This is a genomic window from Erythrobacter sp. R86502 (assembly GCF_042466465.1).
Taxonomy (GTDB): domain Bacteria; phylum Pseudomonadota; class Alphaproteobacteria; order Sphingomonadales; family Sphingomonadaceae; genus Erythrobacter.
This window is the reverse complement of the sequence record NZ_JAXHCJ010000001.1, coordinates 2,535,375-2,560,368: the sequence shown is the minus strand read 5'-3', so window position 1 is coordinate 2,560,368 and position 24,994 is coordinate 2,535,375. Positions and strand designations below refer to the sequence as shown.

Annotated in this window: 15 protein-coding genes; 6 read left to right on the top strand and 9 right to left on the bottom strand. The window is 59.3% G+C overall.

The window, feature by feature from the left end; translation table 11 throughout:
• Positions 1-14 precede the first annotated feature (14 nt).
• The 3 genes from SJY33_RS12305 to SJY33_RS12295 are packed head-to-tail and all read left to right on the top strand — an operon-like array spanning position 15 to position 3,546.
• The gene (locus SJY33_RS12305; RefSeq protein ID WP_379923059.1) at positions 15-1,613 is read left to right on the top strand and encodes a glycosyltransferase family 2 protein; all 1,599 of its coding nucleotides are present in this window, start codon (positions 15-17) and stop codon (positions 1,611-1,613) included.
• Positions 1,610-2,377, top strand: coding sequence for a DUF5672 family protein (locus SJY33_RS12300; RefSeq protein WP_379923058.1), 768 nt, complete (start codon positions 1,610-1,612; stop codon positions 2,375-2,377). The genes SJY33_RS12305 and SJY33_RS12300 overlap by 4 nt, the downstream gene beginning before the upstream one ends.
• On the top strand, positions 2,374-3,546 hold the full coding sequence (locus tag SJY33_RS12295; RefSeq protein WP_379923057.1) for a glycosyltransferase family 4 protein: 1,173 nt from the start codon (positions 2,374-2,376) through the stop codon (positions 3,544-3,546). Before SJY33_RS12300 ends, SJY33_RS12295 begins: the two co-directional genes overlap by 4 nt.
• 44 nt (positions 3,547-3,590) lie before the next feature.
• Here the strand turns inward: SJY33_RS12295 and SJY33_RS12290 are convergent, their stop codons facing one another.
• The 3 genes from SJY33_RS12290 to SJY33_RS12280 form a co-directional block, all read right to left on the bottom strand.
• A complete protein-coding gene (locus SJY33_RS12290; RefSeq protein WP_379923056.1) occupies positions 3,591-5,006 on the bottom strand; it encodes a hypothetical protein in 1,416 nt (471 codons plus the stop codon).
• Between the two features lie 85 nt (positions 5,007-5,091).
• Positions 5,092-6,339, bottom strand: a complete 1,248-nt coding sequence (locus SJY33_RS12285; RefSeq protein WP_379923055.1) for a polysaccharide biosynthesis/export family protein — start codon at positions 6,337-6,339, stop codon at positions 5,092-5,094.
• A gap of 268 nt (positions 6,340-6,607) precedes the next feature.
• A complete protein-coding gene (locus tag SJY33_RS12280) occupies positions 6,608-7,567 on the bottom strand; it encodes an acyltransferase (RefSeq protein WP_379923054.1) in 960 nt (319 codons plus the stop codon).
• A gap of 217 nt (positions 7,568-7,784) precedes the next feature.
• Here SJY33_RS12280 and SJY33_RS12275 point away from each other — a divergent pair, with 217 nt between their 5' ends.
• The 3 genes from SJY33_RS12275 to SJY33_RS12265 all read left to right on the top strand — a co-directional run bounded on the left by SJY33_RS12275 (position 7,785) and on the right by SJY33_RS12265 (position 10,470).
• Positions 7,785-8,897, top strand: a complete 1,113-nt coding sequence (locus tag SJY33_RS12275) for a hypothetical protein (RefSeq protein WP_379923053.1) — start codon at positions 7,785-7,787, stop codon at positions 8,895-8,897.
• Positions 8,898-8,971: 74 nt separating this feature from the next.
• A complete protein-coding gene (locus SJY33_RS12270) occupies positions 8,972-9,727 on the top strand; it encodes an ABC transporter permease (RefSeq protein WP_379923052.1) in 756 nt (251 codons plus the stop codon).
• Positions 9,724-10,470, top strand: a complete 747-nt coding sequence (locus SJY33_RS12265; RefSeq protein ID WP_379923051.1) for an ABC transporter ATP-binding protein — start codon at positions 9,724-9,726, stop codon at positions 10,468-10,470. The genes SJY33_RS12270 and SJY33_RS12265 overlap by 4 nt, the downstream gene beginning before the upstream one ends.
• A gap of 36 nt (positions 10,471-10,506) precedes the next feature.
• Here SJY33_RS12265 and SJY33_RS12260 read toward each other — a convergent pair whose 3' ends face one another.
• The 6 genes from SJY33_RS12260 to SJY33_RS12235 are packed head-to-tail and all read right to left on the bottom strand — an operon-like array spanning position 10,507 to position 24,905.
• Entirely contained in the window at positions 10,507-11,640 is a 1,134-nt protein-coding gene (locus SJY33_RS12260; RefSeq protein WP_379923050.1) for an NAD-dependent epimerase/dehydratase family protein, read from the bottom strand.
• A gap of 48 nt (positions 11,641-11,688) precedes the next feature.
• Positions 11,689-13,614 (bottom strand): GSCFA domain-containing protein, encoded by a 1,926-nt coding sequence (locus SJY33_RS12255; RefSeq protein ID WP_379923049.1) that lies wholly within the window; start codon positions 13,612-13,614, stop codon positions 11,689-11,691.
• 12 nt (positions 13,615-13,626) lie between these two features.
• A complete protein-coding gene (locus SJY33_RS12250; protein WP_379923048.1) occupies positions 13,627-17,151 on the bottom strand; it encodes a tetratricopeptide repeat protein in 3,525 nt (1,174 codons plus the stop codon).
• A gap of 22 nt (positions 17,152-17,173) precedes the next feature.
• On the bottom strand, positions 17,174-19,414 hold the full coding sequence (locus tag SJY33_RS12245; protein WP_379923047.1) for a hypothetical protein: 2,241 nt from the start codon (positions 19,412-19,414) through the stop codon (positions 17,174-17,176).
• The gene (locus tag SJY33_RS12240; RefSeq protein WP_379923046.1) at positions 19,411-20,961 is read right to left on the bottom strand and encodes a hypothetical protein; all 1,551 of its coding nucleotides are present in this window, start codon (positions 20,959-20,961) and stop codon (positions 19,411-19,413) included. The genes SJY33_RS12245 and SJY33_RS12240 overlap by 4 nt, the downstream gene beginning before the upstream one ends.
• The gene (locus SJY33_RS12235; RefSeq protein WP_379923045.1) at positions 20,958-24,905 is read right to left on the bottom strand and encodes a hypothetical protein; all 3,948 of its coding nucleotides are present in this window, start codon (positions 24,903-24,905) and stop codon (positions 20,958-20,960) included. Before SJY33_RS12235 ends, SJY33_RS12240 begins: the two co-directional genes overlap by 4 nt.
• Between the last annotated feature and the right edge of the window lie 89 nt (positions 24,906-24,994).

The window sequence follows — 24,994 nt, the reverse complement described above, 5'->3', positions numbered from 1 at the left end:
AATGGCTTTGTAAAATGAACCTGCCGCGACCGCTTCTGCGTGCGCTGGTGCATCTGGAAGCGCTGGCCTCCGGGCCCAAGTCCTATCTCGAAGGCGTTGCCTGGCGCATTCGTGGGTTGAAAGTGCGTTCTCGCCATCGCTTTTCGGCCTTGATGGGGCACACGCACCACGCTTACGACCTGTGGATGGCAAGCCGGGAGGTTCAACGTGTCCGCGCCATCCCAGCCGCAGGCGGCGTGCCGCCGATAGTCATCGTGATCGATTGCCGCAACGGCGCATACGGTCTGGCCCGAACCCTCCGATCCATTGCCGATAACCGTGCCGAGGCTGTGGATGTCGCTATCCTCGGGCCCGCAACCTCCGAGAATTGCATCACCCTCCCCGATCAGCAGGCACTGGCACGTTGGATCAGCGCACGCGCCAGTGCATGCTGGCTGGTCGCGGTCGAATGCGGCGATCTGATCGCCGGGCACGCGATCAGGGCCTACCGTGCGGCGCTCAAAGCGAAGCCGGACGCTCTGGTGTTCTATGCCGATGACGACCTTTGGCAGGAGCGACGCCGGCAGTCGCCGCATTTCAAACCGCAGTGGAACGCAGAACTGGCGCTGCATCACGATTTTGTGTCATATTCCAGCATGTTCCTGTGTAACGCTGCCATGGCCGCTGCAGACTGGCCCCGCGGCGCCATGGATTGGGTCAGCCAGCAGCCCGTTCATGTCCCGCATGTGCTGCATCACCGTGTGAGCAGGCCTCAACCGGTTCGACCGTCCGCGCAACTTCCGCAAGCAACCCTGCCGCACGTGAGCGTGATCATCCCAACGCGCAACCATGCCGCGCTGCTGCGCAAGTGCATGGCTGGCGTGCGCGCAACCGCTTACCCATCTTTCGACATTACGGTGATCGACAACGGCTCCGGCGATTCTGACACGCTCGACTACCTAGAGCAACTGGAGCGCGAAGGTGTAGCTGTCGACCGGCAGCCGGGCCCGTTCAATTATGCACGGATGCACAACAACATTGTGCCGCATCTTGCAGGCCCGCTGATCTGTTTCCTCAATAACGATATCGAGATGATTGGGCCCGATTGGCTGTCGTTCCTCGCCGCTGCCGCGATGCGCGACGACGTGGGCGCGGCGGGTGCGCGGCTGCTTTATCCGGATCGGTCCATACAGCACGCAGGCGTCGTCATCGGCGTCGGCGGCGGCGCCGGCCATGCGCACCGGCTGCAATGTGATGGCACAGAAGGCTATTTCGGGCGTGCCCATCTGCCGCAGTACGTCAGCGCGGTCACCGCCGCCTGCCTGGTGATGCGCAAGGACCGCTTTGAAGCGGTCGGCGGCTTCAATGCGGAAGATTTTGCCGTGGCCTTCAATGATGTGGATCTGTGCCTCAAGCTGAACGCGCGCGGCTGGCAGAGCTTTTATGAACCACGCGCCTGCCTGATCCACCACGAATCCAAATCCCGCGGATTCGACCGCGACGGCCCCGGCAAGGCCCGCTTCGACGGCGAATTGGCGGCTCTGAAGCGAATTTGGAAGACTGATCGGTTGCACGATCGGTTCCACCACCCCGAGCTGAGTCAGTTCGGCGAACAGTTTGTGGTGCGGTTGTGAGCGAACGCCTCGCCCTGCCCGGTGTTACCTTGTGCGCGGTTGCCAGTGTCAATCTGGCCGCAACCCTTGCCGCGATGACGCGCTGCCTGGCAGTCGCCGACTTTGGCAAGGCGCTGCTGTTCACTGATGCAGACGATCTCGATCTGCCGCAGCAGATCGAAAGGGTCGCCATACGCCGCCTCGGATCATCATCGGAATACTCCCGTTTCGTGCTGCGCGATTTGGCCGACTGGGTCGGAACACGTCATTGCCTGATCGTGCAATGGGACGGGTTCATCCTCAATCCATCGGCGTGGGACGACGCTTTCCTCGCCTGTGACTACATCGGCGCTCCTTGGCCGCAGTTTGGTGATGGTCACGATGTTGGCAATGGCGGTTTTTCCCTGCGCAGCAAGCGCCTGATGCTCGCCGCGCGCGACCCGCAATTCGTGCATAGCGACGCAGCCGAGGATGTCGTCATAGCCCGTATCAACCGCACCCTGCTTGAACAGGGGAAGGGCTTGCGCTTCGCCGACCGGCCCACCGCGAGCGCTTTTGCGTTCGAACGGGATCGGGATGTCGCATCGCCTTTCGGCTTTCACGGGGTCTTCAATCTGCCCGCGGCTATCGGCGTCGACGGGTTCTGGCACATCTACGCCTCGCTGGATGACAAGCGCACGGTATGGACCGATTTCTGGCCCCTGCTGCGCGCTGTGGCACGGGGACCCAAAGGGACCAGGCGCGCGCTCAAAATGGTATCGGATCGGCTCGGCCTTACCCGATGAACACGGACCGCCCCTATATTCTCGATGTAAGCCGGTTGATATGGCGGCTGAACAGCGCCCGGCTGCCGACCGGGATCGACCGCGTTTGCGCTGCCTATCTTAATGCCTTCGCTGATCGATCACTGGCCCTCGTCCAATGGCAATCGCTGCGTCTGGTCTTGCCCGCCTTGGATAGCGATCGGCTGTTTGCCCTGTTGAAAGCCGGTCATGGCGCTGGCTTCAAGCCCCGCCTGTTCGCAATCGTGCTTCGCGCGCTGCTACGGCGCGGAGGTGAAAAACGCCCAATAACAGGGAAGATCCTGCTCAACGTCGGGCATACGGGGCTGAATGCGCCGGGCCTGACGGAATGGGTGCAACGCAACGGGGTTCGCCCGGTTTACCTGATCCACGACCTCATCCCGATCACGCATCCTCAATTTTGCCGGGAGGGAGAAGATGCGCGCCACCGGGTCCGGATGCGGCAGGCCTTGGTGAGCGCGCATGGAATCATCGCCAACTCGCAGGCAACGCTGGATGACCTTGCGCATTTTGCAGATGACGCAGGTCTTCCCATGCCGGAATGTCTGGTGGCGCATCTGGGTGTCGAACCTCTTGCGACACATCCGGATCACTCCATCCATCCAAGACCCTATTTTCTGGCCAGCGGCACGATCGAAGCGCGCAAAAACCACGCGCTGCTGCTGCGGCTGTGGCGGCGTCTACGCGATTTCATGGGAGCTGGAACGCCTGACCTGATTTTCATCGGCCAGCGCGGGTGGCTGGCAGACGATGTGTTTGCCGAACTGGACCGGGACCAGCCCCCGCACGGGCGGGTCATCGAGTTGGGCCGCTGCGACGACGCGGCGCTGGCCAGTTGGATCGCAGGATCGCGCGCGGTGCTTATGCCTAGCCATGCTGAAGGGTACGGGCTGCCCGTTATCGAAGCGCTGGCGCTGGGGGCGCCAGTCATCGCAAACGATCTTGCGGTTTATCGCGAAATTGCTGGCGATATCCCGCTCTTGATCAATGTGGCCGACGAAGATGCGTGGCTCGATGCTCTGGTGGAATACAGCGGCGAATCCGCGCAGCGCCAACAGCACATCGCTGCGGCCGCGGGCCTTTCGTTGCAGGGCTGGCCCGATCATATCGAAAACGTGGTAGGCTGGCTTAACCACCGCTTTGGCCAGTGACGGGCGAAGGCCCACCGATCCGAACACGTCCGGAGGCTCCGGCACTATCGGGGACTGTGCTTGCCCGGTGATTCACAACCACGTTCCTGCAAGCCTTCCTGCGCGAGCCTTTCCGGGGTGAAATTCAGCAGACCGAAACGGCACGCTCCGTTGCCCTCGACCTTCACGGAATCGAGTGTCACGCGTCTTGGGTAAGCCTTCACCGTCGCCGCCGAACTGCCCATGTCCACCACAACGCCCGCCCGTTCTTGCATCCAGGGTTGCTGCAGCGCCCCTGCAAAAAAGACATTGCCCGGATCGGTAATACGCACCTGCCGGATCAGCGCCTGGCTGACGGGCCCGTAAAACAGCACCCCGGCAAGCCCTGCGCGGCTGATAAGGCTGTCGACGATAGACACGTCTCGCGTATCATAGCCGACCTTCATTCCGTAATTGAAGCTGTCGCTGATCTCGGCCCTGCGAATGGAAACCCTTTCCACGCCGCTACCGCCACCCACGATATCGATCGCTTCCCAGGTGTTGGCGATGCGCGCTCCTTCGATATGGATATCACTGCTGGATCGTCCGATAGCCAATCCGTCGGTCTGCCAGGGAATATCGCCTTCGGCAAAGCGTGCGCGGCACCCGTCGATGCGCAGATCATCGATCTGCATGTTGATCGACCGTTCGATCGCCAGGCAGGTCAACTGCTCCTGCGAACGCGTACCGTGAAACCCGCTGTCGCGTGCGCCGCGATCACCGGCCCGGCGGAACTCCCGGATCGGCACACTGTTCCAACCATCGTGCCGCGCCCTGTCCAGCGACAGTGTCGCATCGCCTGCATACGGGGACCAGACGAGATTACGCAGCCGCAGGCGCCTGATCGTGATGTCGGCGGAATCAACGATCATGACGCCATAACCCTTGCCTGCCCCAGTCACCTCGACATCCTCGATGACGAGACCCCGCGCATTCCCGATCCAGATGCCCGCCGCGTCGCTGCGCGCGCCGGATTCGGGGCTCGACCCGCGATCGACGGTGACATTGCGCAACGAGACCTTGATGGGCGGCTCGCCCCGCTCGGGCCGGATCAGCAGGGTGCGGGTGTAAAGATAGGCTTCCAGCCCGGCGGGAAGGGGATCGGGCATGGCTGGATCCCCGCAATCGGCAAGGGCTTCCGCATCCTTTTCGACCGGGCAATCGCCTTGAATCCATGGCCGCGTGTCGAACGGGGCGACATCCTGTCTGAAGCGGGCATTGGCGAGGCAGAAATCAGCGGCAACCCGCAATGATCCCCGCACCCGGTATGTGCGCCCTTCGCCATCCAGACAGCGGCCTGCCGCTTGCCGAAACGCAATTTGCAGCGTCTGCGTATCGTCAACGCGGTCATCGCCCACCGCTCCGAACGACGTCAGTGTAAGCGGCGGGTCATCAGCTGCTATCGCCGGGAACGGCGACAGCAGCATGAGGCAGGCGATCATCGACCGCTTCACGGCCCGAACAATGAAGGGCTTTATCTCCATCAAGCCAGTGTGAGCTGGCTTCCTGAAACCGTGGCTGAACCGCTCAATTTCCCGGGGCCACGGCGTTCGTGATACCGATAAGCGAGAACGCGATCTGCGAAAGGATGGTCACGAACCTCTGCAGGTCAACGCCTGGTGCGTTCGATACATAAAGAACATCGCGGTTGTGCATCTGGAAGCTCTGCATGAGGAACACGCCGCGCGGGTCCGACAGGTCGATCCGATAAATAACCGGCAGTCTTCCGTCGGGCATCAGGCGTGCACCGGCGACAACCGCCGGATCAAGGCGGCTGGGATCCTCAAGCCGGAAGACGAACACGCCCTTGACGTTCGCACGGGCGTCTTGCAGGCCGCTGACCCTGCCCATGGCTTGTGACAACGTGATCCCCGTCGCTTCGAAATCCACTTCCAATTGCGCGCCCACCGCACCAAGGGCAGTGAAGGAATAGGGCTGGTAGAGAGCCGTGACGACATCATCGGGCTGAAGGCGGATATTCTGACGCGGATCGCGCACGATGGCTTCCATCGGCATTGAAACAACTTGATCATCGCGAGTGATCTGGATCGAGGTTCGCTCCAGTCTTTCCGACACGCCGCCGGCAACGGCGATCACATCGAGCAAGCGTTCCCCACGCGGAGTGAGTGGAATTCGCCCGTTCGTCACCACCTTGCCGACAACGTTCACGTTCGCGCTGGCATTACGCATAAGCCCCACGCTGACCTGCGGCTGATTGGCAATTCCCCTCAGCCGGGCAGCAATATCGTTCTCCAGCTGGCGGGGCGTGCGCCCGGCTGCGCGCAAACGGCCGATGAACGGCAGCGACACGATGCCATCGGCATCGACCATCTGCTGGGGCAGGTCAGTTTCCTTGGCAAGCGCCATATCGTTCGCCATGGCGGCGCCGCCGGGCTGACCGAACATGCCGAACAGCGCTGCAGGCGGGGCTTCCCAGACCGATACGTCGAGCACGTCGCCTGCACCAATCACCGTTCCGACCGGCTCGCCATCGCCAAACGCTCTTGCGAAAGTTTCGCTCCGCGCGGTTGCCGACAGGCCCTGCGCAACCTCGGGGGAAAGATCGACGACACGAATTTCGGCTCCCGCGAAGTCGGCGCCCTGCGCATCGCGGATCGCCCCGGCCGGCGGGCCGCTGCTGCCCAGCGACGTGCAGCCAGCCAGCGCCGCGGCAAGCAGCAGCGCGATTGCGAAGCCCGACCTGCGGGTTCGTCCTGTCGCATGGGCTGCAGATGCAACCGGGTTATCGAAGTTCATGCGTGTTCCAGTCATCATTCACAACATCTTGGCCCGGTCTTATGATCGGGAGCCTGCGGAAGGTTCGGAAAATTGCCTTAAGTCATTGCGTCACTGCGGGAAAGCAGGAGATTTAACCCATTCTGCGGCACGCGAACATGCCGAGATTCCGACCCGCCGACGACCGCGATAGCGCAGCGGCGCCAGCGTTTCCAGACATTCGATCGTGCGATTGGAGGCAGCGGACCGCTGTCGCACCCGTCAATAGATCCAGCAGCGACCATGGCGCGTATAAGCAGGGCACCGCTCAGTCCGTTTCGACCGTCACCGCGGGCGATTGCGCTTCGGACACCGCCTTCGCCTTGGCCCGCTCGCGTTCCGCACGGTTCACTTTATTGATTTGCGTATCCGAAAACGCCGCGTGGCCTGCGGGGAACTGTTCTTCGAGCATGAATTCGTTGGCGACCCAGCGCACCGAACGCTTCACGATCCGCGCCGGATTTCCGGCGATTACGCAATGCGTTTCATCAAATCGCTTGGTCACGACGCTGCGCGTGCCGACGATACAGTCGTCAGGCAATGTTACCGATTTGCCGATGAATACCCCTTCACCGACCCAGACGTGATTGCCGATGAAAATTCCGTCCGAAACATCGAGATAGGCACCGCTTTCGTTATCGAAGACGAGATGGGGATATTCCCCTCCTCGCACGACGATATTGCTGGAAAACATGCATCGGTCGCCGATTTCGAGAAGGTTGCCCGAATTTGGCAGGATAAAGCGTCCCTGGCTGGCGATCGAAAAACCGTCACCGATCCTGATCCGCGCACGCGAACACATCCAGCGCACGCTACCGATCTCTATCCGCAGATTCTGGAGCAACGATCCGGAGCCGATCAATATCTCGTTATCGTGCCCGAAAACGTACAGATTAAGGGTTTGCGGGTTCTGGCTTGCCCCGATCCGGATGACATTGCCCTGCCCCTTGATTGTACCGACAAGGGTGATGTTGTCGCCGATCTCGATGTGGTTGCCTGCAAGGTCGCCTTCCAGTCCGACAAGGCCGGGCTGCGGCAAGGCGGGTGATGTGGACGGGACGTTCGCCGCGCTCGGTAAAGCGCCGACCGCTCCCGGATCGAGAGATGCGGCGGTCGGCTCGCTCTGGCCGGATTGCTGACCGTCCGCCGCACGATTCCAATCCGTTGCCGGGGAACCAGTCCCCTTGAAAACAGCCGAGATCGCATTCCACGCCGATCGTAAACCCACTCTACTCAAGTCCTCGCAATTCAATCCCGCCGCTTACATCGCTGGCCAAAAACTGTCGAGTTGCATCATTTGGTCGGTCGTGCAGATGAACCGCAAGGCAGCACTGCGAGCGGCCGTTGCCGGAGATTGGATTTGCTTTCAGGGGTCTTTGAGGCCATGGGCATGGTGTAAATATACGACCATCAGCATCAGGTGAGTTCAGAGGCCGTCACACCCCATGGCATTCAGGTTTTCCAATGGATTGAGGGGCCCGGCGTTCCTTTTCAATCTGCTCGTTGTCGCTCCCACGCTCATCGCGGTGGTTTATTTCGGTCTGCTGGCATCAGACATTTATGTGTCGGAATCGAAGTTCGTGGTGCGCAGCTCGGAACGGCCCGCGGCAACGGGTATTGGCGCCGCGTTGGCCGGCGCCACCGGCCTTGGCGGGGCGAGCGACGAGTCCTTCTCGGCCAAGGCCTATGTCGAGTCCCGCGATGGGCTGCGTGCGGTCAACAAGAACAATGCTTTCAAGTCGGCCTACAGCGATGACAGCATCTGGATCGGTCAACGCTTCGGATCTTTCGGCGCTAACGATTCCTTCGAGGATCTCTACACGTACTATCTGAACAAGGTGAAAGTCCAAACCGAGGTTGCATCCTCGATTTCGACACTCACAGTTCGGGCCTATACCGCGAAAGATGCCCACGCCTTCAACGAGCGGATTCTGCGGATGGCGGAAGGCACGATCAACCGCATGAATGAACGCAGCCGGTCCGACCTGATCAAGTTTGCACTGACCGAGGTTGAGGATGCGAAAAATCAGTCGCGTCAGGCCGGTGCGGCGCTGGCCAACTTCAGGAACCGCAACGGCGTGGTCGATCCCGAAATACAGGCCACCGCGACACTCGAAATGATTTCCAAACTGCAGGATCAGCTTATCACCGCGCGCACGCGGCTGCAGCAGCTACGCCGGTTCACACCGCAGAATCCGCAGATCCCTGCCATCCAGACCCAAATCCAGACGCTCGAAGCGGAAATAGATTCACAAAACACCGGCCTCACCGGCAGCAACAAATCACTCGCCGCCAATTCGGCGGAATACCAGCGGCTTTTCGTTGAAAATGAATTCACCGACAAGCAGCTGGCCGTTGCGCTCGCTTCGCTGCAGGAAGCGCGCAACGAAGCGCGCCGCCAGCAGGTCTATGTGCAGCGCATCGCACAGCCCAACCTTCCGGATTCGCCGATTGAGCCGCGCCGTCTGCGCGGTATCCTGGCGACCTTCGCGCTGGGACTGGTGGCCTGGGGTATCGCATCGATGCTGGCGGCGGGCATCAAAGAACATGCGCAATAAGGTGAGGCATCAGCGTGGCGAATGATCTTGTTCCCATAGGTCAGGACCGTCGCGCCTTAGTCAAACATGCGACTGTGCAAGGGCGTGTAATCTGGGCGCTTGTCCTGCGCGAAATCATGACGCGTTATGGGCGCCAGAACATCGGCTTTCTGTGGCTGTTCGTCGAGCCCATGCTTTTCACGCTGGTCATTGCGGCAATCTGGACGGCCACCAAGACAATCCACGGGTCGGACCTGCCGATCGTGGCATTCGCCCTAACCGGCTATTCGGCGCTGTTCCTGTGGCGCAACATTCCCAATCGCTGCTTCGGAGCGCTGGAAAGCAACAAGTCGCTGCTGTTTCACCGGCAGGTACAGATTCCCGATGTCTACTGGGCGCGGATTTTCCTCGAAATTCTGGCGGGAACAACCAGCTTCGTCGTGCTGGGGATCGCCTTCTGGTCACTGGAATTCCTGCTTCCGCCCGAAGATGCATTTCAGGTTCTCGGCGGCTGGCTTCTGCTGGGCTGGTTTGCCGCGGGTCTCGGTCTGTTGCTGGGCGGCCTGTCCGAAAAATATGACGTCATAGCGAAGCTGTGGCCGCCGATGACCTATGCGCTTCTGCCGTTTTCGGGTGCAGCCTTCATCGCCGACGCCCTGCCCGCGGATGCGCGCGAGATTGTGCTTTACCTGCCGATGCTGAACTGTGTGGAAATCATCCGGGAAGGTTGGTTCGGGAGCCAGATAACGGCATATTACGATGTCGGCTATGTCATGGTGTTCAATCTTTTGCTGACATTCAGCGGCCTTGCGTTGGTCCGGCAGGTGGGCAAGGGGTCGGATCAGGAATGATCGAAGTCATCGACCTTGTTAAAGTATACCCGTCGAATGCTGGGCCGCGCACCATCCTTGATGGCATCAACATGGTGGTGCATCCGGGCGACAGGGTCGGGATACTTGGCCGCAACGGCGCGGGCAAATCGACGCTGGTGCGCATGATCGCGGGAGCAGAACCGGCCACCAGCGGGATGGTCCGGCGTTCGATGAGCGTATCCTGGCCGCTCGCCTTCACTGGCGGCTTCCACGGCCGCCTTACCGGGCTCGACAACTTGCGTTTCATCTGCCGCATTTACGGCTCGGATTTTAACGCGCAGCGGCCCTTCGTCGAAGATTTCACCGAGCTCGGCTCGTACCTGAACGAGCCGGTGATGAGCTATTCCTCGGGCATGCGCGCAAGGCTGGCTTTCGCAATTTCGATGACGATCGATTTCGATTGCTACCTCGTCGATGAGGTTATGGCTGTCGGTGACGAAAGTTTCCGCGAACGTTGTCAGTATGAATTGTTCGAGAAGCGAAAGGACAAGACCATGATCATGGTCTCGCACAGCCGCGGCTACCTGCAGGCCAACTGCAACCGCTTCCTGCTGCTGCGCGATGGCAAGATCATCGAATATGCCGACCCGGACGAAGCCTACTGGGATTACAAGCGCATGCTGCTTGGTCCCAAGGCGCTCGAACAACGGGCGCTTGCCAAGGCCAAGGCCAAGGGTAAGCCTCTGCTGGAAGCGCATACCCACGACAGCGACGACACGTGATTAGAGCCGGGGGCGGACGACCGCCCTCGATCTTTTTCAACCCATCAAATTGCGCGCCTTGAGCTCCGCATTGGCCTTGTCGAGCATGTCCTGCGGCACGGGCTGGGTGCGGACCCAGTCACAGAAACGCGCCAGGCCTTCCTCCAGCGAAATCTGAGGTCGCAGGCCGATCGCTGTTTCCAGCGCCGACAGATCTGCGTAATTGTGGCGGATGTCGCCAACGCGGTATTGCGCGCTGACATGGGGGACGATGTCGGAATCCATGAAACGGGCCAGCAATGTCGCGACCTGCATAATCGACGTGGGTTTCCCATAGCCCACATTCGCCAGCGCGCCCCGTTCCGCAGGCGCTTCGATGAATCCGAGCACCGCACGGGCGACATCCTCGACATGCACGAAGTCGCGCGTTTCCTCGCCGTCCTCAAACACCGGCAGCGACAGGCCAAGACGCAAGCGGGTGGAAAAGATCGACAGAATGCCGGTGTACGGGTTCTGCAGAGACTGCCCCTCGCCATAGACGTTCTGGAAGCGCAGTACCGCATGGGCCAGACCTTGCGACGTGGCGGCGATGCGGATCATCTCTTCCTGTGCCAACTTGGTGGCGGCATAGATCGATGCCGGCGACAGCTTGTCATCCTCACGCGTGGCGGTTTCCACCACGGCGGCTCCGCAATCCGGGCATTTGGGTGTCCAGTCATGCGCGGCGAGCTGCGCGGGTAGCCGCGCGCCGGGATAGCACCGCTTCCCTGCCGGATCGCACCCGTTGCACAGGTACGCACCTTCGCCATAAACCGACCGGCTGGATGCCAGGACAATGTTGCACACATCCGTTTGCGTGTTGGCCAGGATATCCAGCAGGATCGCCGTGCCCTGCACATTGACCCGGTAATACCGATCGATCTCGTACATCGACTGGCCGGTTCCGGTCTCGGCTGCGAGATGCACCACGGTGTCTACACCGCGCAGCGCGGCTTCCAAATCCTCGCGCACTGTCACGTCGCCGCGCACAAACTCAACGCCGGACGGAGGCGTGAAGGCCGGGCTTTCACCGTGGATCTGAGGAGAAAGGTTATCGAGCAGCCGCACCGAATGACCCGCCGCAATGGCGAGCGAGGTCAGATGCGTGCCGATGAAGCCGGCCCCGCCGGTGATCAGGATGGTCTGGGACATGCAAGATATGCTTTCAATGGTCTGCTTGGTGTTGGCGATTGGGTGCGCTCACGAATCGAGGCGTTCCTCTTCGCAGACGACTTTCTGTTCTTCATCCAGTTCGCCCGAACGGTCGGTCGGTCCGACATTGGATTCCAGCGCCGAATAGTGTTTCAAAAACACGCTCATGACATGGTCGACCCCTTCGGACTTGACCGAGCGCGCATCCGCCGGGTCAAAATAGCTAGCCTCGAAATAGGGGTTGGCCACGATTTCGAAACTGGGAAAGTAGAAAACGGACGGATCGTTACGACATACATCATCCGCAACGCTGCGCAGGATTGCCTTGCTGGCTGTGGTTGAAACAATCACGTGACGGTTTTCGAAGGTGGCGACCAAAGGCACCGGCGATACGGTCAGCAGCACTTTCACGCTCGAATTCACGGCCCGAAGCTGCGTTAGGAACGCGTGAAGATCGTCGAGGATTTCGCCGTGGGTGAAGTTGACCGGCTCATACGACCTGGCATCTACCCCGGACGAAACCACCATGGGGCACAGCGGAAAGACTGCCCCATCAGCGGTCGAACGCCAGGCTTCGGTAAGGCCGAGGGTCAGCACCAGCACATCCACTTCGGCAAAAAGTTGTCGCACGGCGGCGAAGTGTTCTTGCCGGGATTCCTCGACCAGCTGCGGGCTTGCGAAGCCATCCGGTTCGATCTCGGGCCTGAAGGGATCGACATAGCGCCCGTCCGGTCGGCGCCAGGCCTGATCCTTCGGCATCAAACTCCCATGGGCGCGCTCGAACAGCTGGCGCAGTTGACGCGTTGTATAGACGTTTCCGTAACGCGCGGAATAGACGCCATAGTTCCGGCGGCTACGCTCGGCCGCATCAAGGCCATTCCCGGCTTCGGTAACAAGATAATTGTGGCCCGAGGCCGCCAACCGGCGGGCGATATGCTGCGCAAAACAACTTCCCGCGGTGCCGATCCGCGTGTCCGGGCCGATACGGAATTTCGCCTCGACCACGGGATCGAGAACACCGTGGCCGGGTGCCAGTACACCCCGCTGCCAGAATTGGTGATCGGGGAAAGATCGATAGGGGTTCGGCGATGGTTTGGTTCCGGCCAGCTTGCCTTCAAGCCCAAGCAGGTCCTGTCCCGACAGGCGGGGATGACAGGTTCGGTCGAGCGCGATCTGACGATAGGCGGCAAATGATCTGGCAATGAACTCACTGAGACCGAAGGTGCTCTGAGGCCTGGGCTTGAACTGGAACACATATTCGCCGCCAGCGATGCCGAAATGTTCGGCAATCTCGGGATACACAGGCCAGACGATATTGCTCGCCATCTCGTCCGCCATGAGGTTTTCAGGGTAGCGAACCTCCGGTGCGATACCGGCCTTCGCCAGCAGCAGTCTGGCAAGCATGGCAATCACAGGCAGTTTGGGATGCAACGTGACGTGCATGAAGCATCCCCCGGCCAGCAAGGGTGCCAATTCACGCTCGTCCCACAGGCCAAACTTCATGAATTGCTCGCGCATGTGAGCATCGGATTCGGCGCGCGCGCGAAAATAGCCAAGCTGCTCGAAAACATCGTGACGGAACAGTGCCGCGGTTTGCGCTTCGTCGTAGCCGGACAGAAAACCGTGCAGGATCAGGGCTGAATGATTGGACCCCATCGGGCCCTTCACCAAAGCCTTGCCGGTTTTGGGCCGGATCAGGTCGGGGTGAAAGCCTGCGTGAACAATGGCGGGGAAATCGAGCGTGTCATGCTTCTGCCGCAGCGTTTCGATCGCGGGCGCGAAGGACATCACCGGGTTCTGCACCAAAAGCAGCCGCGCTTCAGGCCCGCTCGTTTTGGCCAACAGATCTGCATCTTCGAAATAACGAAAAAATTCGACCGTCACATTGGGGAGCATCCGCTTGATACAAGCAGCGAGCTGATCGCCTTGGCAATTGCCAAGAACCGTGATCGCTTCGTATTTTCGCGTCGCCATGCCCGGCCCCTATCAGACCTTCGTCAGCTTTGCTTGCTTGAATGTCTCGAAATACTTGTCGTATTCTGCCCGGTATCGCTTGTTTCTGATGCGCCGTTTTCCCTTGCCGGTCCATACCAGAGACTCCGAGGCGAAATCCCAATCGAGTAATGTCGTCGGCAATTGTGCGACTTTTAAGGTCAAACCCGGGTCCGATGCCGGTTCCTTCAATGCGAACGTCAGCGCTATCTGATCGAGAAACCAAGCCACATGACCAGTATGCAGCGCATCGAGGATGTAGGCGGCTGTGCGATCCATAAAATCACGCGTCGCATCGCTATTGGCCAAAACGATACCACAGGCCGCCACGGCAAGATGCGGCTGGAGGGAAAAACGATTGCGGATGAGAACATCGGCACTGCGGGTAAGCGGGCGGCTGACGCTCAAGTCGCCGCGCACAATATTGTCGACGTCCATGACGAAGTATGTGCCCGGCGCCGCCCTCATCAGCTCGGCGAGCCGCACAAAACGGATCGAGGCAAAGTACGTCTTGCGCTGTTCGGTATCGAAATCGACCAGACGGGCCGTTTCGAAGCCGTGGCTAACCCGTTCGGGCCCTAGAAGCTTCTCTACCGCCTTCAGGCATTTGCGCGCGCCATCGTGCGGATTAACGATGTGCACGTGAAGATTGGCCTCGGGCGAGTTTCTAGCCATCGAGACGGCAATCGAGCCCAGATAGCGCAGGCAATAACTGGTATCCATGCAGACGAACACGGTTACCCGCTCCTCTGCATCTTTGGGCATGGTCACTTCGCTCACCTTGTATAGGTTTGATCTGCGCCGGACCTTGTCCTTGTCAAACTGGGCGAGCCAGAACGTGCCAAGCGGATCTGGACCGTGTTTCTGCGCCTGGGTAATGGCCTTGGCGCCCCATTCAGTGACACCCGCGCGACCGATGGCGACACCCAACGCCGACATGACTTCGGGAGTAGCTTCGTGTTCCAGGCATTGCGCAAGAACCTTGCGGGCTTTGTCGTATTCACCGCGAACAGAATAGGCGTTGGCGAGTGTCTGCGCGGCCTCTTGGTTTGCTGGATCGCGATCCAGCAAAGGCTTCAGTAATTCGATAACTTGCACCGTCTTGTTTTGGAATGACAGTATTTGCGCTTCCATCACAACGAGATCGGGACGATTATCGGCCAACTTCGGATTTTCGGCAAAAATCTGGCGCATCAGCGATGCGGCCAGGTCGATCTCGTAGCATTCCAGCATAACCTGAACCATGCGGACGGTCAGATCAGCGTGTTCACCCCCAGCATCAATAGCCGACCTGTAAGCTGATAGCGCTTCTTCGAAGCGACCTACGCGAAATTGGCAATCGCCAACCAAAGTGAGAAGTTCGGCATTTCGCGGGTAGCGGGTGAGAATTTCGGCGATGACCTCATCAATTTGCCTGTATTCGTAGTCGGCCATCGCCAAGGTCAGTGCGTTTCGGCAAAAGTTCGCGCCCGGCTCAGTTCCGCCAGACTTCCAAGCATCCACCAAGGGATCTTGGACAATCTCCGGAAGGCCAATGTCCAGTAACATACAGCCAAGATACTCGCTCGCCTTGGACAAAACCCGGGTCCAGTCGCCGCGTTCTTGCGGCTCCTGCCGCAGAACACGCGATCCTGGATACCACACGCAGGTTTCACCATGCCCCAGCCAGTGCGCAAAGGGCGACGATGGAACGAGAACCAGGTTGGGAACACCCAGGCCGCCGGCAATGTGGGCGGTCGTGTGTCCAATGCAAATCACGACGTCCATCGCGGCGACCAGATCGCACATGCCCAAAAGATCGTTGGTCCTGTCGATGCCCTTGGCTTCGAGAAGCTGCGCGCCTGTGGCCTCACCTGCCTCGGCGATCGCTTCTGCTTGATCGCCATATTGCAGGTTCACCAGTGCAACCCCGGGCAGGTCGATAGCAGTGAGCAGTTGTTCGAGTGGAACGGACTTTTCATCCCCGACGTACGGATTGTTCGAGGTCCAAGAAAAGCCAACCAGCATACGCTTGCCGACACTGTCCGCTTCCAGTTCAGCACGCAGCGCTGCAGTACGGGCAGGATCGTTACGCAAAAACGGTTTTGACGAGGTATAGTCGGTCCGAGCACGTCGGAAATAGCGCACCAGACTGCCGATAGGAATGTGGCATGCCACCTGCTCCAGCCAGTCGCCTCTTTCTTGACCAGGCTGAACCTGCTCCACCACCTCAATTTGCGGAAATGCTGCAGCAAAGACCGGCACAAGCCGGGCCTCTACTTCAAGCACCACATCAAATCCAAGGGCTAGTACGTCTGGCAGGATTGATCCGTGCAACAAGTTCTGACCAACGCCAAAATTGACTTCCGCCCAAATCAGAAGCTTGCCGCTCAGCTGTAGTTCTCCACGCCAGAGCGGCGGCCCTTCCGGCACGTTGTTAAGCCGGGCAAAGGTGGGGGTGTGCATGCGGCCCTGATCTCGGTCAGCAGCTTCGGCGAATTCGCCCGACAGCATCAGCGCCGCAGCAATCCGTTTGCGCAGCAACGGTGCTTTTGAATCGATCGCAAGAGCGGTTCGATAGACCGAAATTGCCTCGTCATAACGCGATAGCCGGACCAGGGCATCGGCCTTCATCTGCAATAGGCGAAGGTTGGACGGAATTTTGCCTAGCGCAATTTCAGCCTCTGCCAAGGCCGTTTCGGGCTTGGACAGATTGAGGTTCAACCAAGCGATTGTTCCGGATAGTTCGGCGTGGGAAGGGCCGTCTGTTTCCACCTTCGCCCGTAACCGGTGGCATTCGATCAGCGCACGATGCCAGTCCTCTTCTCCAATTATCGACTTGATCCACGCATTGCGGGCATCAAACTTCGATGGATCCATCCGGATCGCTTCTGCCAGGAACGTCTTCGCTTCGGAATGGCGGCCAAGTTTGAGCAAGACCTTTCCGGCCAGCGTCACATCATTGTAAGTTTGCGGCAAAGTGCCGATCGCGCGATCAGCAAGGATTGTGGCCGCTGATATGTCATGAACGTCGGCGGCTGAGCGGGCCGCAAGGAGCAGAAGATTGTGGTCGGAAAAGTTCTCGGCACAGTAGACCTGCTGGAATGCAAAGTGCGCCAGGCCAGGCATGTTACGCCGCGCAAAGTCGATACCGCGGTCAGCCAGGGCACGTAGTTCTTCGTTTAGCCTCAGGAGAGTTCCGTCACCTGACGCATCGATTTCAAGATCGGTTCCGTTGCCGACTACCGGCACACCGAGGCCGGTAGCCAAGCCAAAATGGACCTGACGTCCCCAATGTTCCTCGGGCAATGTCAGTGCGAACGGATAACGGTCTACGTATGCATTGCCGGCCAGCAGCATCTGCCCTGTGTAGTCGACAACACACGAGGCAACTCGATATCCATCAATTGTCAGATGCAGGGTATCGCTTTCGCGCTCGTCGGTAGGCACTGGCATCCAGCCACGCACTGCACCGGCCGTGACGTAACGTGATCCTCTCCGATCAATTCGCGCGATAACGCCGCCGACACTGGGCATCATCGGTTCGTACTCCCTGACCACGTCATCCTGCTGCGGACCCTGAGGCGTTGCTTGCCGCTTCGAAGACACCCAACACCTGCTCGGTCAAGCGATCCAGGCTGTATTGCTGCCGCAGTTTTTTCTGGGCAGCGACAACTTGATCGAAACGCTGATCCTGATCGGATACGAGCGCATCAATGGCACGTGCCCAATCCTCAACCGTATCCACCAGGATTCCGCACCCATCTGCACAGGCGGCATCGTAAGCTGTGCCGCGGCTTGCGATAACGGCAGCCCCAATCGACGTGTAGTCGACCCATTTCGTATCTGCCTTGACCACGTTAAAGGGTGTCTCGAGCAGAGGGCAAAGACCGATATCCCACCGCAATTCCCGGAAGCTGGCCACAAACGCATCATAGTCACCGATGGCCGGCGTGGCCTGTACGCGGCCCGCGAAGCCTTTTAGTTCAGGTGGAAGCGCCATCGAGCCGAACAACTCGAAGCGCAGGTGAGGATAGCGCTCAAGCGCGTCAGCAATCACGGGAGCAAGCAGCGTCAGTTCGGGCGTCTTGTCATTGCCCATAAAGCCCATAACACGCGTCTCTCGGCGTTCCGCCGCGGCGACAATTTCCCCTGGGCAATAGATTTCGCCCGCGAAAAGATCACGCGTGATTCCCAATTCGCGAAAGCGATCCTGCAAACGCCTCGTCGAGCAGTAAACGATATCAGCCTTATCAATGAGGTAGCGGACGGTTGAGGTCCGCTCTGGCCGGTTATGTGCCCGGAACTTACCTTCACCAAGCTCCCGTGGGACATTCAGCAGATCGTCGTCGATGTGAAAGATGACCGGGACACCCGCATCTCGCAGCTTGCCAACCATTGTATGCACTTCGGGGCCGCTGTAGCGGCAAAAGACCGCGATGTCGGGACGTATCGCATCGATGCGCCGACGCACAAAGGCTTCCGAGGCATCCGTCGAATCCGGGGTTGCGGCGCGCGCTTGAATAATGTCTTTTTCGGTAATCAAAAACAGTCGGATAGCACCCGTCTGCTCCAGCTTTGAAAGTGGCTTGAGAAAACTGATGTGAAGGGTCGGAATGATCCCGTTCGCCACGAGTAGCACACGCCTCGCGCCGTCATCGAGTTTCCGAGCCGGCCTGGCATTCGGAACGCTCCCCCGCGAAAGCATGCCGGAAACCATCCGCAGGAGGCGCTTACGAACAACCTCTGGCTCAACATCAAGTCCACTTTTGCGCAAAAAGCGCCTTTGCCGGGCAAGAAGTGGCTCAGGGTCTGCGCTCGCTTCCTGAGCAAATTTATCCCACTCTTCAACGGTACCGACGTGGGCAAGATCTGAATAGGCGGTTGTATCAAGAACGGAATCTCCGTCGCGCCACACTGCGGTGGGCACGCCAGCAAGAACCATATCGATCAGTACCGACGATGGAGCCGAAATCCCGAATAGGAAGCGGTTCATATCCGTCTTGAACATCGGTTTGTTGGCCAGAACCACGTTCTGCGGCAGCTTGATCAGGTTCTTGACGATAAACTGACCACCTGGATGCGGCCTTACCGCCACCTTGCGGCCGCGGCGCGCCTGATCACCAGCAAAAGTCAGAAGCGTCTGAAGATATGCCTGCTGGAAATTGCGGGTCGATCGCATGCGAACCGAATGCAGGTTTTCGCATACCAGCCCTGTGTCGCGCTGCGTGCCTTCAGGCTGTCGATCAAGCAGGCGATTAAGCAACATCGGTGGGCCGAGTTCGACATACTTGTCTTTCTCGGATGCGCAAAGATGGCGCAGCTGGTGTCTCGCAACCCATCCGCAAAGAATATCAGCGGCAAACCTGACGGAACTGCCGTGAGCGAGGGTCTGCTCACGGTTTTGATTGAAACCGACGCATTCGTAGCCGTGCTGGACCGTTACGCGGACGAAGCTGGGCGGTGCCGACAAGAAAACCTGGTGATTAACCGCATGGGCTGCCAGATTGGACTCACTCGCAGAAAAGATAATCCCGCGGCGTTCCTGCAAGACCTCAATAGCCGCAAACGGAGTGTCGAAACGCGACATCGTTGCCAACGAATCGTTCGCCAACTCATCGAGTTCGGCACGCCATGACCATTGCTTGTCCCGCCCCTCGAACTGTCGGGAAACAAGAAACAGCAATTCAGCATCGCATTCGTGCGCGATGGTTCGGATGATCGGACGCAGGACACTGACGTCCTGTATCAGATCGAACAAAAACGCGATGAGCGGGCGCTTGTCGGACTGCGGGCCAATCACTGCCGGTGCGCTCCACCGTCATGCTTTCCTTCACGACGCAGATGTCCCATTCCCATCAAAGGGGACGTCAACTCGGACCGATAGATCTTTGTCTGAGGAATTAGACGACGTGAAATTGTGTCAATCGCTTGCATGACGCGGACATAGTGCACCATCTGCCCTGCCCGGGTCTTGATCATATGCGGCCGCAATGAGCGCAAGACCCGACCTTCATCGTCATCGGGCAATTCAATCACGAACGGATATATCTGATCTGCGCCAGTATCCGACCGGATGAAAGGCTGCATGGAGGCTGCGATCATGCCCGCACCCGAATTGGACACCCGGATTTCAAGCTGGCCTGTTTTGTCACGAAATTCGAAATAGATGTCAAACCTACGTGCCGAATTGCAAAAGGGGGTGCCGATCGAGGCAAATCCACGTTCTTTGGCGTAGGCAATGACGGCGTGGGTGGTCCGATTTCCGTGAAGCACAGCTGCGGCCGGTCCTGTGCCACCAGAGTGTCTGGGAGCCGAAGGCATTGCGGGAAAATGTCGGACGAATTCCAGCAGCCGCCCTGCCTCTTTCGCAGGATCAGCAAGGTTGTCCATGCATTCCGTCAGCATCGGCAGCGTTTGCGGGCGCAGTCGCAATCGCCCTTCCTGCAGATCTTCAAAGAGTTCAGCCGCATCGCGGTACACGAGAGGCCCGATCGATTCATACAGATCAAAGCCAGCCGAGAGGATTTGCGTTCCGCCGGTCAATGCAGAGATACCGCGATTGAGTGATTTCGCGATTGAAAAATTCTGATGGTTTACCGGAATGAATGAAACAAGCGCTTCATCCATCGCCTGCTTTTCGCCGTCCTGGCTCCACTCCTCGATGACAAGTGGGAAACCAATTGCACGGAGCCGTGCCAAGTTTTCCGAATGCAGGGCGCGCAGATTGGTAAGCACCTTCAGCCTGACATCAAAACCGTGCCGGGCAAGCGGCTGGAGCGCGCCCGCAAAGGCGGCAAGATCGGTTAGACCGACAGGGAATACCGGGTTGTCGCCGTTCCCAAACCAAAGGACGTCTAATCGTCTATCAGACAGCGCCTTCGCAGCCTTTTCGTCCAACCGACGGGCGAGCATGTCCTGATCTAGCGTATCGAGCGGATCATTGAGGACATGGCAGGGCTTATCGGGCGCAAATTCCCCCACGACGTCCTGCATTCGTTCAGTCGAGCATAGGAAAAAATCGATCCGGGGTGCGATGTCCCGCAGAAACTCCCGATGCACATGACAAGGGCTCACACCGGGGCTGAAATAGTCGTCGAACATGTCAACGCCCACTCGCACGCCCCGGTCGCGAAGGTAGTCCGCCACAAGCAACGCGCGGGCATCGGTGCATTTGCTGAGAATAACGATGTCTTCGTCGATCAGCCAACGCCCCTCCAGATTGTCGATCACATCGACGCGAATGCTGGCACCCATCGTTTCGAGATGCGGAGCAATTCTGCGGTATCGGATGCGAACGCCAGCACGGGTCAACCACTGGTCCGACTGGACGAGGGCCTTGATTTTCAACGCCTTAATTCCATCACGACTGTAACCCGGTCAAGCAGGGATTGCCAATCGGCCGGGCGCACCGACCGGTGGGCTAGCGGATTGGGGAAGTCGGCACTTGGGGCCGCCTCATCAACTGCGGCTCGGACTAGCGTGGTGCAAAGGTTCGTGTGGCCCGCAGCCAGAGCGCGGACACCCAAATCAAGGTCGTGCATCGCCATCGGGAACCGCTGTGCATCGAAACCGCCAAGAGCGCGGAAGATGGCGGCATCGTACAGGACGCATTTCGCATGGTTGGCCACGACCGGGAATGTCGCGGCCGGCATCGCACGGGCAATGTCCACCTGGTCGAAATCGAAAACTGGTTCACCAAGGAGCGAGACCCGCGTCGGGAAATAGCCGGCGCTGTGGACGCTGGCCTCGTCGTCATCATGAAATTCGGTCACCAGCGCGCAAGCTGCCGAAGCCGTTCCAGGACGATCGGCCAGATGCGACAGCACAGCAATCGTGCGAGGATCCGATACCAGAACACCGGGGTCGAGGAATATCAGCCAGGCTGCCTCGGAAATTTTCGCCGCGGCATTGAGCCGCCCCGCCACTGTCAGATCTATGCCGTTGATTGATCGAACTGGCAGCGCGCAAGGTGGAAGCGGCTCGTTGTCAGGCCAGCCTGTGACGATCACGTCAAGGCGCTCCGCTCCGATCTGGTTTTCGAGCGCGGACAGGCAATTGACCAAGGCTTCCTCATCGCGAGGGAAATCGATGATGACAGTGACCGTCTTGCCGATGCCCGAGATGGGCCCCGTCGGCATGTCCTGATCAGGCGAAACCGGGATCAGCGGGTCAACCGCCCACGCAAGCCTGTTGTAATGGCGCACTGCAAGGGGGAAAGTCGAGCCGCCAATGCCGGTCGCCCCTTCCCCCGACGAAAGAAGGAATGGGGCATGGGCCGGCATTTCGCCATGTTGAAGCCTCGCCAAATTTTCATCGAACGGCAGCGACACATCGGCATGAGGCCGACCCGTAGCTGCGTCGACCACTGCAAAGCGGGTCATAGCTAAATCGTGCGGAAAATGCCTTGAGACCAGTGCGTAGATCGACGGTATGCAGTCGCTTGGAACGACCAGTTTGGCACCAGCGGCAGCACGAGCGCCTGGCCTGCTCGCCGGTTCTATACTCTCAATCATAGACACAAGCTGCGCGCGCTGCGGCGGGTACGATCCGTCCCGTGCGCGAACCGCCACCCCGAAGTGCCGGGCGATTGAAGTGAGTAAGGCGGGGCGGTATATCGGTTCAGTACCACTCGCTCCGCGCATGTCGATTTCAATGCGCTCAATGGCGAAGCCATCCGGCCCTTCCGCCCAGCCCAGCCACTCCAGCGCCAGTGCATGACTATATTCGGCAAGTGTCGCCATGCTACCCGGCGCGGCCTCTAGGACCGCCAGTTCGCCGTAGTGCACGCCTCCACGCAGCAGCGATGGAAATGGCACCACCGCACTATCAACGAGTGATCCATCGCTCTTGGACAGCACCATGAGCAACGGCCCCAGCGGATCAATCAGCTTTACTTCGACGAGATCGGCTTCACCGCCACCCAATGCCGCTTCGGCAACACATTGCAATCGGTCATTCCCATCAACCTGAAACACACGTGCCAGACCGATAAAGCCCCGCGAAAGCCGCAGGGTCAGAGAAGATTGGCTATCATACCAGGCATCGGCGATCGAACCGAGGCCACACCCGGAACTGGTCAGCAGGACGTGCGACGCGGAAACGGCGGCTTGCACACTTGCGACCGTTACAGCGGCGGCGTTTTCCATACGCATGGCTGCGAACAAGGCGATACGGTCCAAAGCATGCTCGGGCGTATCGCTTGCGAGGCACGCGACGACATCAATGCCGACTGCGATAGCGCGAGCGTTTGGTTGCCCTTCAAGCTCCTTCAGCGGGACGATTGCCGGACGAGTTGCAGAGTTGGGCGAGAGCATCGCTCTCCAGCCACTCGTCTTGGGACGCCAAGCTCCTTCCAACTCGCTCACTTCGGCTCTGAGCTCGGGAGGCGGAGAATATTGCTTGTCGAGCGCCTGTGAAGCGGATGCAGGAGCAGCAAAGGCTTGTGAATTTGCCGTCGGCTCTGCTGGACCGCCAAACAGAGAACGGCGACGACGGCCCTCGTCTCGCCCATGCTCCAGGTAATGGACCAGCGGATTTAACCCAGCACTGCGAATATCAGGGTATTCGCTAAGATACCATTTGCTGTTGAAAGACGGACTGGGATGCCTGCCCTCGGCGCCCCCGAACGAAATGAAGTGGTCCAGCAAATCCTCGCCCGCCGCCACCACATCCGGATAGCGGGAGGCGTAGAACTGGGGGTCGAACATCCCACTTGCCGAAACCAATCCGCGCAGTTGCCTGTGCCGCAACATCTTCTTTCGCGCCTTTGGCTTGAAATACGAAAAAAGATACTTTGGCGACAAACCGGCTTTCAAGGCTTCCAGTGAGAATTGGGTCCCACCGCCTGTGCTTCCGGCACGAGCCATCAGTTCGTTCTGCAAATTCTCTATAGTCGCTTCGCGACTAACAGCTTCCGCACGCAGGCTTGACTCGCGCTCTCGCGCTTCGGCCAATGATTTTTGAACGGGATCAAGCGATTTGCGAATATCCGCAACCTCGGCACGCGCGGATGCGGTTTCACCTTTCTGCGCAATTTCTACGACACGCAGCCGATCCACCTCGGACAGAGCCACGCCGAGCCGCGTCTCAAGCTCGCTGACTTCTACCGTCAAGCGCTCAATCGCTGCTTGGAAGACTCCATTTTGCTCAGTCAGGATTTCGGCGGTATCGCGGCTGAAACGAAAAGCCTCTGCCCACTTCGCCTCAATCTTTGCCAACTCCCCACGGTCTTTTTCTGGCAGCGGGGACAACCGATCTCGCTCGTTCTCGAGCGCCGCAAGCGTTTGCCGCAGGGCATCTATTTCGCTCGCCTGCAGGCGCGTGCCCTCCTCCATCGCTTCCCATTTGCGTTGCAGATCCAAGAGTTGCGATAAGAGCGCTTCAGCCGCCTGCCTCTGCGAACGCAATTCGTCGCCCATATCGGCAACAGCCGCAAGAGCGATAGCGACAAATTCCCGCGCCTGATCGAACGATTGTCTAACTTCATCCATCTGGATGCGGCCGCGGTCATCTTCACCCTCACGCGCCCATCTCGATATGATGTCCTGGGCCGCGTGCACCCACAGACCGAGTTGGTCCGCTTGCAGAATTACCTGTGCCGGCACTTCTGCCTCGCCTCGACCGCCACGTCCCAGCTCGACATGAATCGATTTTCGGACCCGCGCGGACCAGGCCGGCCAAGTGACGCCTGTTGCCTCCGACACCCGCGCTACCGCCGCCTCCCAATCTTCCGACAACACTTCCTGGGATAGATGGGCGCGGACCAAGCCGCGGCTTGCCTGCTCGCACTCAATGACCCGGGCAAGCCAGACGGCGTACGCAGCCGGGCCGCCGAAACCTGCAGACTGCAGAAGACCAGAGGCATAACTGGCCGGATCTTCATAGAAATCCAGGACGACCGGCTCGATCCCGCATGTCAGCAGCACGTTCCGCCAGAAGGGGACCAGTCGCCCAATCGCATTATCGTGGAGAACAAACAGCGACGACGAGGAATATGTCGAACGCACGAGTTCGACGGCGCGTTCGTGAAACTCCGCATGCCGCAGCGAAGAGTACCAACCTTCATGAAATGGCTCGATAGAGCCTTCGTCAAATCCGGCTGATTCAAGGACGGCCTTGTTCAGATCGTGCAACTGCTCCTGAAAGCGACTGGCATCGCCATCCTGATAAACGCCGAGATGGACCAAAATCCGTGCAAGGGCCTGCACACCGTCCCCGTACACGCCCGCCAACAACACACAACGGCGGGCATTTTGAACGAGACCACTCTCTTCAGCCAGACCGGAAAACATTTCGCCGCAGTATCCAGTAGTTTACGTCTCGTTGCCCTACGCCCATGACCTATTGGGAACCAGCGTGTCAATGACTATTGACGACAGGT